Here is a 9,482-nt window from a genome sequence, read left to right on the forward strand (position 1 = left end):
CTCCACCTTCTGGCCGATCGCGCGTTCGTAGGCCGCGCGCACGTGCTCGGGCTGCCCGGCCTGCCCGAAGAAGTCCTTCAGGTAGGGCCCCAGCAGCGGATGGGCGGCAAGCTCCGCGCGCGGCAAGCCATGGAGCATCTCGTCGCGGCAGGCCGAAGGCAGCGGCACGTTGCGGTTCATCGCAGTGTCGCGGATCACGCCCTTGGGCTCGTGCGCCGGATCGGCCTGCATCGCCTCCAGTTCCTCGAAGAAGCGGCGGCGCATCATCACGATGCCCTTGTCGCTCTGGCCGAGCTTTTCGCGGGTGCGATCGGTGACCGTGCCCTGCCCCACCCACACCACGAAGTCCTGGTTGGCCACGTGGCTCGTGATCCAGCGGCCGGTGGCCGGATCCTTGATCGGGCCGTACCAGGACGGAATGCGCTCCTGCACGTAGGGCTCCTGCTCGGTCGGCACGCGGCTCAGCACCCACAGCACGCTCAGGGTGTTGTGGTCGTCGATGGGCACGCGCCATTCGAAGTGGTGGCCAAGGAAGAAGCCGTTGGGCCACAGCGTGACGCGGCCCGTGGTCCACATCACGTTGTCCTCGCTCTCGCCGCCGCGCAACCGCCGGTAGACGAAGCCGTGCTCGAACTCATCGAACGCGAGCTTCAGGTGGGTTGGCACATAGGGGCCTTCGTYGCCCTGCAGGCGCGTGGTCCAGTTGTTGTGCGTCCACTCGAAATGCACGGGGTCGATGGAATTTTCCTGGCACTGGAACCAGTTGCAGGGGATCTCTGCGAACACGGCCTGCGCGAAACCGTTCCTGAAGTTGAACAGCTCCCAGTCGGGCAGCAGCGGTGCGGGCTGCGGCCCCATGTAGGCCCAGAGCAGCCCGGCCTTTTCCTGCACCGGGTAGGCCTTGATCTTCGTGTTCCTGCGCATGCGCGCGTCCGGGTCCAGCGTTTCCTCGAAGGGCTGGTGCACGCACTGGCCGCTCTGGTCGTACTGCCAGCCGTGGTAGCTGCAGCGCAAGCCGCATTGCTCGACAAAGCCGTAGGACATGTCGGCATTGCGATGCGGGCAGCGGCGGTCCACGAGCCCGTAGTTGCCGCCCAGGTCCTTGTAGAGCACCAGGTCCTCGCCCAGGATGCGCAGCGGCTTGACGGCCTTGTCGTCGAACTCGCTGGCTCCGGCAACCGGATGCCAGTAGCGGCGCAGGTAGTCGCCCATCGGCTTGCCCGGCCCGACCTCGGTCAGCAGGCGGTTCTTCTCTTCGCTCAGCATGTGCTTGTCTCCTTGTTCCAGCTCATTCGGCGCGGATGCCGAATTCCTTCACCAGCTTGCCGAAGCGCTGGTCGTCGTCCGCGATCTGCTGCGCCAGCACCGAGGGCGCGCCGCCGATCGGCTCGATGCCGAGCGCAGCCATGCGGGCCTGCACGTCGGGCATCTTCAGCACTTCGTTGAAGTGGCGGTTCAGGGCCTGCACCAGCTCCGCCGGCATGCCCTTGGGGCCCAGCAGGCCCATCCAGGCGCTGACATCCACGTCCTTGTAGCCAAGCTCGATCAGCGTGGGCACGCCGGGCATCAGCTTCGTGCGCTGGCGCTCGGCCACCGCCAGCGCAACGAGCTTGCCGCTGGCGATGTGGCCCGCCACCGCGCCGGGCGTGATCCAGCCCACGCCCACGTGTCCGCCGAGCGCATCGTTCACCACCGGCGCCACGCCGCGATAGGGTGCGTGGGCAATCTGCGTTCCGGCGTCCTTGTTGAAGAGCTCGCCCGCGATGTGCATCGGCGAGCCCGCGCCCGGGGTGCCGTAGCTCAGCGCCTTGCCGGCCCGGGCCTCGGCCACCAGCTGCGCCACGTTCTTGATGCCGGTGGACGGCGCGGTCACCAGCAGCAGCGGGATGTTGCCGGTCTTCACGATGGGCGTGAAATCCTTGACCACGTCGTGCGCCACGCCGGGGCCGGCCTTCAGCACATGCTGCGCGATCGGGAAGGTGCTGGGGGTGAACAGCAGCGTGTAGCCGTCCGGTGCGGCCTTGGCGACCCAGGCGTTGCCGATCATGCCGCTGGCACCAGGCCGGTTGTCCACGAGCACCGGCTGCCCGATGCGCAGCGAGAGTTTCTCGGCATAGATGCGCGCGACCGCATCGGTGTCGCCGCCCGCGGGATAGGAAACGACGATGGTGATCGGCCTGGCCGGCCAGGCCTGCGCCATGGCGCCGCCGGCGGCCAGCAGGGCAAGGCTCGATGCGGCGATGGCGGCGGCGGCACGGGCCGCTTCGCGACGGGTGAACTTCATGCTCTGTTTTCCTTTTCAGTGGGACGACGGGTGGGGTCGACGCACTGTAGGAACACGCTGCCGAAGCCAGAAGATATAGTTTCACCAGGTGAACCTTTTTCTGGAGTTCCGCATGTCCGACACCACCGGCGCCCGAAGCGTGAAATCGATCGATGCGCTGCGCCGCGGACTCGACGTGATGCTGGCCATCCAGCGCTCGTCGGCCGCCACGCTGTCGGAGCTGCATCGCCAGACCGGCCTCTCGAAGGCCACGCTGCTGCGCATCCTGAAGACACTGCAGCAGGCCGGATGGGCCGAGCGCAGCGAACTCGACAAGCGCTATGTGCCGGCCTCGGCCGCCGGCGAATCGGGGCCCGCGGTGCAATGGCGCGCAAGCCTGTCGGCGCTGGCGGCGCAGTCGCGCGCCACGCTGCAGCGCCTGGTGCCGTGGCCCATCGACCTGGGCGTGCGCGACGGCACGGCCATGCTCATCCTGGACACGGACCGGCCGCGCAATGGCCTGGCGGTGAACTACCGGGCGTTGGGTTTCAGGCCGCCCATGCTGCTGTCGTCGCTCGGGCGCTGCTACCTGTCGTTCTGCCCCGAAGAGGAGCGGCGCGAGATTCTCGCGGCGCTGGCCCGCTCGCCGAGCGACACCGACCGCGTCGCGCGCCGCCCCGAGAACATCCGCCGCATGATGGCCCATGCGCGCGACCAGGGCTACGTGGTGCGCGACCCCGCGTCGACGAGCATGGACTCGCCCGACCGCTTCGGCGCGCTCTCGGTGCCGGTGCGCCTGGACACGCTCGTGGTGGGCTGCCTGAGTTGCGCGTGGCTGCCGGCCGTGAAGACCGAGCGCGAGATCGTCTCGGCGCACCTGGCCGACCTGCAGCAGGCGGCGCAGAGCATCGAGCGCAAGCTGCGGCAGGTGGGCTTCGGGCCGCCGCCGGCTTGAAGAAGAACCCGCTCGGAAAACCTGCCTAGAACTCGGCGTCGAGCTCGTCGATTTCCTCGGGCTCTTCCTTCGCGGCGGCCACCCACTCCTGCATGGCGGGCAGGTCCATCACGCGCTTGCAGTAGGCGGCGCAAACGCTGTCGAGCGGCACGTCGTAGCTCAGGAAGCGCGTGACCACCGGCGCATACATGGCGTCGGCCATGCCGGGCTGCTTGCCGAAGAGAAAGGGGCCGCCGTAGGTCTTGAGGCATTCGCGCCAGATGGCGACGATGCGGTCAATGTCGGCCTGCGCGCGCGACCAGATCTTGAAGCCGCGGAAGCGGGCCTTGATGTTCATCGGCAAGGCGCCGCGCATCGAGGCGAAGCCCGAATGCATCTCGCCGCAGATGGCGCGGCAATGCGCGCGGGCCGCCGCATCGGCCGGCAGCAGCCCGGCCTTGGGCTTGATCTCGTTCAGGTATTCGCCGATGGCCAGCGTGTCCCACACCTTGACGCCGCCATGCTGCAGCGAGGGCACCAGCATCGACGACGAGAGCAGCAGCATCTCGGCCTTCATGGCCGGGTCGTCGGGCGGGATGATCTTCTCGCTGAAGTCGAGCCCGGCCAGCCTGCACATCAGCCAGCCGCGCAGCGCCCAGGCGCCGTAGTTCTTGCTGCTGATCGTGAGAACGGGTTTGGCCATCGTGGATCTCCTTGGCGGACTGCCTGCTGCCGGTTGGCATCCACGGGGCGTGCAAGGCCTGTGCCACCGCTTGGCCCGCAACTTGCCTGTACTACTTTCATGTTGTACCGGGCCTACCAGAACCAAGCCGACCTGCTTTCGCCCTCCCGGCTCGCAGCCCAGTACCTCGGCCAGGCCCTCTGGAAGGACGGCACCGACCGCACCATGATGCGGCGCATGGCCGCGCAGTTCGAGGTGTTTTCGCGCATGCGGCTGACCCATTCGCGCCCCGACTACGGCATTGCCAGCGTGCCGGTCGATGGCGTGGAAACCCCGGTGCACGAGGAGAAAACGCTGGTCTCGCCCTTCGGCACGCTGCTGCATTTCCGGAAGGACACGCAGGCCGTGCACCCGCCCGTGCTGCTGGTCGCACCACTGTCGGGCCATTTCGCGACGCTGCTGCGCGAAACCGTGCGCACCCTGCTGCGCGACCACGACGTGTACCTGACCGACTGGCACAACGCGCGCGACGTGCCGCTGTGGCATGGCGGCTTCAGCCTGGACGACTACACGCTGCAGCTGATGCGCTTCCTGGAAGCCGTCGGTCCCGGCGTGCACATGGTCGCGGTCTGCCAGCCCTGCGTGTCCGCGCTGGCGGCCACGGCGCTGATGGCCGAGGACGACAACCCCGCCACGCCGCGCAGCCTCACGCTCATGGCCGGCCCGGTCGATTGCCGCATCAACCCCACGGGGGTGAACGAGCTCGCCAACAGCAAGCCGATCGAGTGGTTCCGCCGCAACCTCATCAGCCACGTGCCGTGGCCGCATGCCGGCATGATGCGGCGCGTGTACCCGGGCTTCCTGCAGCTCTCGGCCTTCCTGAGCATGAACCCCGAGCGCCACAAGAAGCAGTTCCAGGACATGGTCCGCCACCTGGTCGAGGGCGACACCGAGAAGGCCCGCACCATCGGCACCTTCTACGACGAGTACCTGGCGGTGAACGACTTGCCGGCCGAGTTCTACCTGGAGACCGTGGAGCGCGTGTTCCAGACCTACGACCTGCCGCGCGGCGTGCTCACCGTGGGCGACCGCACGGTGAACCCGGCGGCCATCCGCCGCACCGCGCTGCTCACGGTGGAAGGCGAGCGCGACGACATCTGCTCGGTCGGCCAGACGGTGGCGGCGCAAGACCTCTGCACCGGCATCCGGCCCTACCTCAAGGTGCATCACCTGCAGGCCGGCGTGGGGCACTACGGCGTTTTCAGCGGCAGCAAGTGGAACGCGCAGATCTACCCGCGCGTGCGCGAAACCATCCACGCCGCGGCCGAGCTGCACTGAGCCTTCGGCCGGACGCCCGGCTTCAGCGCCGGCTGCGCCGCTCCTTCGAGGCCACGCGCCGCACCGCCGCTTCGCCGGCCTGCGGCAGCCGCTCGCGCAGGAACGCGATCAGTTCCTGCGCCGCCACGTTGCGCATCGGCCCCGGCAGGTAGGCCAGCACCACGCGGCGCTCGACGCGCGGCTTCAAGAGCGGCAGCACCACCAGTTCGGGGTCGCGCAGCAGCGCGGTGTAGAGCCGCGGCATCAGCCCCAGCGCCTGGCCGCTGCGCACCAGCGCATAGAGCGTTTCGGAATAGCTCACGCGATAGGGCTCGGGGCCTTGCTCGAACTGCGCGCGCGCCGGGTTGCCGAGCGCCGGCATGCTGCCGCTCTCGAACAGCACCAGCCGCTCCTTGCCGATGGCCTCCCAGCTCGCGTCCCCGGCCTCCGCCAGCGCATGGCCGCGGCGCACCACCAGCACCAGCGGATCGCGGAACAGGTCGACGCAGGCCAGCCCGCCCGGCGGCTCGGTGATGGCGGCCACCGCCATGTCGAGCTGGCCGCTGCGCAATTCGGCCAGCAAGGCAGTCGAAGGCGCATCGCGCCAGGCGATCTCGAGCTCGCGCTCGCCGGCCTGGAGGAACTCGCTGGCCGCGGCCATCACGCGCGCGCTGGCCGACGGGATCACGCCCACGCGCACGAAAGCCCGGCCGCGCTGCACGGTGCTCTCGATGTCGCGCAGCGCCACCTCGAAGGTGTTGACCAGGAAATCGGTGCGCGCCAGCACCTCGGCGCCCACCGGCGTGAGCTCGAGGCGGTGGGTGGAACGCGCCGCGCGGCCGAAGTGCCCTTCTTCCACCAGCACAGAGAAGAACTGAAGCTGGCGCAGCGTGAGCGCCCGGAGCGGCAGGGAGGCCATGGCGTTCCTGTTATCGATTCAATGAATCAAATTATAGAAATTCAAAATTTTGTTTATGAGGCGCCCTTGCCTAGACTGGCCGGCATGACCCGCCCCGCCCCGCCGCCGCCCCTCACGCTGGAATCCATGCTGCATGCGATTCCCAAGGTGGAGCTGCACTGCCACCTGTTCGGCACGGTGCGCCACGAGACCTTCAAGCAGCTCAACCATCGCGCCGGCTCGCCGCTCGCGGCCGAGGAGATCGAAGGCTTCTATACGCGCGGGGAAAAGCCGGTGGGCGTGCTGCGCGTGCTGCGCGCGCTCGATGCGCAGCTGGTGCGCAGCCCCGGCGACCTCTACCAGCTGACGCGCGAATACCTCGAGGACGCGGCGGCCCACAACGTGCGCTATGCCGAGTTCTTCTGGAACCCGACTGGCACGGTGCACGCCTCCGGCATCGCCTACCCGATGGCGCAGGGCGCGATCGTCCGCGCGATCCATGACGCGCAGCAGGAGTTCGGCATCACCGGCCGGCTCATTGCCGCGATCGACCGCGAGGCCAGCCCGGAAGCCGCCGTCGAGATGGTGGAATGGGTCAAGGCCCACCGCTGCGACGAGGTGATCGGCATCGGCATCGACTACCGCGAAGTCGACCGGCCGCCCGAACTCTTCGCGCGTGCCTACGCCGAGGCGCGGCGCGCGGGGCTCAAGGCCACCGCGCATGCGGGCGAGTTCGGCATGCCATGGACCAACGTGCGCACCGCGCTCGAGGTGCTGCAGGTCGACCGCATCGACCACGGCTACACGGTGGTCGACCAGCCCGACTTCGCGCGCCAGTGCGCCGAGCGCGGCGTGATCTTCACCGTGGTGCCCACCAACTCCTACTACCTGCGCACCTTGCCTCCGGAGCGCTGGGCACTCGACCATCCCATCCGCCGCATGCCCGGCCTGGGCCTGCGCATCCACCCCAACACCGACGACCCGACGCTGCACAAGGTCACGCCCACGCAAGCCTGGCTGATGATGGCGCGCGACTTCGGCTTCGGGCTGGACGAGCTGCGCGGCTTCATGCACAACGGGCTTGACGGCGCATGGATCGACGATACGCAACGCCGCGCCTGGCGCACGCAATGGAGCCGCGAGTTCGACACGCTGCGCGCCGGCCTGGCGCCAGCGCAGCAGCATCCCGCCCACCCGCAATGAACCACGCCATGAACAACCACCGCCGCCTTCTTCTTGCCGCCGCCCTCTGCTCGATGCTGCCGATGGCGGCACTCGCGCAGGGCGCCTGGCCCACGGCCAAGCCGATCACGCTGATCGTTCCCTACACCGCGGGCGGCAGCGTGGACGTCAACGCGCGCCTCGTCGCCACGCGGCTGGGCGAGCGGCTGAAGCAGTCGGTCGTGATCGAGAACGTGAGCGGCGCGGGCGGCGCCATCGGCGTGGCCAAGGCCGTCAATGCGGCACCCGACGGCTACACGCTGGTGGTCGGGCCCGACAGCGCGATTGCCATCGGGCGGCTGGTCAACCCCTCGGCCTTCAAGTTCGATCCGCTCAAGGACCTGGCGCCGGTCGGCATGCTCAACACTGCGCCCATGGTGCTGGTGGCGCGGCCCGGCCTGGAGGCCAACACCTATGCCGACTTCGTGAAGCTCGCCAAGGCCAAGCCCGGCGCCTACAACTACGCCACCTCGGGCGTGGGCACGGTGCTGCAGCTGGCGATGGAACTGCTCAAGCAGCGCAGCGGCATCTTCGTGACCCATGTGCCCTACCGCGGCGGTGCCCAGATTGCCACCGACGTGATCGGCAACCAGGTCGACCTGGCGATGCTGGTCAGCACCAGCGCCATTCCGCATGTGGGCGGCGGCCGCCTGAAGGCGCTCGGCATCACCGGCAGCCAGCGCCTTGCCGCGCTGCCCAATGTGCCCACCTTCAACGAGATGCCCGGCCTCAAGGGCTACGACATGGTGAGCTGGACCGGCATCTTCGCCCCCGCCCGCACCCCGCCGGCCGTCGTGGCCCGCCTCAACCAGGAATTGAATGCCGTGCTCGCCGAGGAGCAGGTGCGGGCCAAGCTCAACGAACAGGGCGCCCTGCCCGGCAGCGGCACGCCCGAGCAGTTCGGCCAGTTCGTCCAGGCCGAATACGCCCGCAACCAGAAGATCGTGCAGTCGGCCAATATCAAGGAATAAGCCCGCCGCCCGGAGCTGGGCGCGGCCGGCTACTGCTCTTCGGGCCAGTCGCGGATGTAGGCCTTGAGCATCTTGTTCTCGAAGTTCTGGCTGTCCACCACCGCCTTGGCCACGTCGTAGAAGCTGATCACGCCCATCAGCATGCGCTTGTCCATCACGGGCATGTAGCGCGCGTGGCGCTCCAGCATGATGCGGCGGATTTCGTCGAGGTCGGTTTCGAGCGTGCAGGTCACGGGCGCGTCGTCCATGGCCTTGCGCACCAGCGTGCCGCCCACCTGGCCGCCGTTGTCGACAATGGCCAGGATCACTTCCCTGAAGGTGAGCATGCCGACCAGGTCGCCGTGTTCCATGACCACCAGGGAGCCAATGTCCTTTTCCGCCATGGTCTTGACGGCTTCGGCCAGCAGGTCGTCAGGCGTGATGGTGAAGAGCGTGTTGCCCTTGACGCGAAGGATGTCGCTGACTTTCATCGTGTGCTCCTCTCGGAAATCGTTCTCGGCGGCGGTGCCGATTTGAATATAGCCCACAATCGGCGCCGACTCCCACGCCCATGTTGCGCGCACATGATTAGCAGACGTAACGGGGCATTGCGAACGAACCCAGAAAGGCTCCCATGCCCGGCTACTCCGACCCCGGCTTCGACACCCTGGCGCTGCACGCCGGCGCCGCGCCCGACCCCGCCACCGGCGCGCGGGCGGTGCCGATCCACCTCACCACCTCCTTCGTCTTCGAGTCGAGCGACCATGCGGCGGCGCTCTTCAACCTGGAGCGCGCGGGCCACGTCTACTCGCGCATCAGCAACCCGACCAACGCGGTGCTCGAGCAGCGCGTCTCGGCGCTCGAAGGCGGCATCGGCGCCATTGCCACCGCCAGCGGCCAGGCCGCGCTGCACCTGTCGGTGGCCACGCTCATGGGCGCCGGCTCCCACATCGTGGCAAGCACCGCGCTCTACGGCGGCTCGCAGAACCTGCTGCACTACACGATGCGGCGCTTCGGCATCGAAACCACCTTCGTGAAGCCCGGCGACCTGGACGGCTGGCGCGCCGCGATCCGGCCCGAAACCAAGCTGCTGTTCGGCGAAACCGTGGGCAACCCGGGCCTGGACGTGCTCGACATTCCCGCGGTGAGCGACATCGCGCACGCGGCCGGCGTGCCGCTGCTGGTCGACTCCACGCTCACCTCGCCCTACCTGATCA

10 protein-coding genes are annotated in these 9,482 nt (G+C 68.5%); 5 read left to right on the forward strand and 5 right to left on the reverse strand.

Annotated elements, in window-relative coordinates; genetic code table 11:
• Together AC1DOC_RS15720 and AC1DOC_RS15725 are read right to left on the reverse strand one after the other, a co-directional pair.
• Positions 1 to 1,266: Rieske 2Fe-2S domain-containing protein (locus AC1DOC_RS15720; protein WP_478130053.1), on the reverse strand; the 1,266-nt coding region annotated here is incomplete at its 3' end.
• A 22-nt stretch (positions 1,267 to 1,288) separates the two neighbouring features.
• Positions 1,289 to 2,284 carry a Bug family tripartite tricarboxylate transporter substrate binding protein gene (locus tag AC1DOC_RS15725; RefSeq protein ID WP_478079774.1) on the reverse strand — a complete coding sequence of 332 codons (996 nt, stop codon included), beginning with the start codon at positions 2,282 to 2,284 and terminating at the stop codon, positions 1,289 to 1,291.
• A 112-nt stretch (positions 2,285 to 2,396) separates the two neighbouring features.
• On the opposite strand from AC1DOC_RS15725, the gene AC1DOC_RS15730 reads away from it, so the two are divergent.
• Positions 2,397 to 3,218: a helix-turn-helix domain-containing protein gene (locus AC1DOC_RS15730; RefSeq protein ID WP_478079775.1), complete on the forward strand. Its 822-nt coding sequence runs from the start codon at positions 2,397 to 2,399 to the stop codon at positions 3,216 to 3,218.
• 25 nt (positions 3,219 to 3,243) lie between these two features.
• Here AC1DOC_RS15730 and AC1DOC_RS15735 read toward each other — a convergent pair whose 3' ends face one another.
• Positions 3,244 to 3,900, reverse strand: coding sequence for a glutathione S-transferase (locus tag AC1DOC_RS15735; protein ID WP_018903057.1), 657 nt, complete (start codon positions 3,898 to 3,900; stop codon positions 3,244 to 3,246).
• 99 nt (positions 3,901 to 3,999) lie between these two features.
• Here AC1DOC_RS15735 and AC1DOC_RS15740 point away from each other — a divergent pair, with 99 nt between their 5' ends.
• Positions 4,000 to 5,217 carry a polyhydroxyalkanoate depolymerase gene (locus AC1DOC_RS15740; RefSeq protein ID WP_478079776.1) on the forward strand — a complete coding sequence of 406 codons (1,218 nt, stop codon included), beginning with the start codon at positions 4,000 to 4,002 and terminating at the stop codon, positions 5,215 to 5,217.
• 22 nt (positions 5,218 to 5,239) lie between these two features.
• Here AC1DOC_RS15740 and AC1DOC_RS15745 read toward each other — a convergent pair whose 3' ends face one another.
• Positions 5,240 to 6,115 carry a LysR family transcriptional regulator substrate-binding protein gene (locus AC1DOC_RS15745; protein ID WP_478130054.1) on the reverse strand — a complete coding sequence of 292 codons (876 nt, stop codon included), beginning with the start codon at positions 6,113 to 6,115 and terminating at the stop codon, positions 5,240 to 5,242.
• Between the two features lie 84 nt (positions 6,116 to 6,199).
• Here AC1DOC_RS15745 and add point away from each other — a divergent pair, with 84 nt between their 5' ends.
• Both add and AC1DOC_RS15755 read left to right on the forward strand, forming a co-directional pair.
• Positions 6,200 to 7,297 carry an adenosine deaminase gene (gene add / locus AC1DOC_RS15750; protein WP_478079778.1) on the forward strand — a complete coding sequence of 366 codons (1,098 nt, stop codon included), beginning with the start codon at positions 6,200 to 6,202 and terminating at the stop codon, positions 7,295 to 7,297.
• Between the two features lie 8 nt (positions 7,298 to 7,305).
• Positions 7,306 to 8,286, forward strand: coding sequence for a Bug family tripartite tricarboxylate transporter substrate binding protein (locus AC1DOC_RS15755; protein WP_478079779.1), 981 nt, complete (start codon positions 7,306 to 7,308; stop codon positions 8,284 to 8,286).
• Between the two features lie 29 nt (positions 8,287 to 8,315).
• Here AC1DOC_RS15755 and AC1DOC_RS15760 read toward each other — a convergent pair whose 3' ends face one another.
• A complete protein-coding gene (locus AC1DOC_RS15760) occupies positions 8,316 to 8,756 on the reverse strand; it encodes a CBS domain-containing protein (RefSeq protein WP_012746821.1) in 441 nt (146 codons plus the stop codon).
• A 143-nt stretch (positions 8,757 to 8,899) separates the two neighbouring features.
• On the opposite strand from AC1DOC_RS15760, the gene AC1DOC_RS15765 reads away from it, so the two are divergent.
• Positions 8,900 to 9,482: PLP-dependent transferase (locus AC1DOC_RS15765; protein ID WP_478130055.1), on the forward strand; the 583-nt coding region annotated here is incomplete at its 3' end.

The organism is Variovorax sp. 01T439_2, assembly GCF_056398445.1.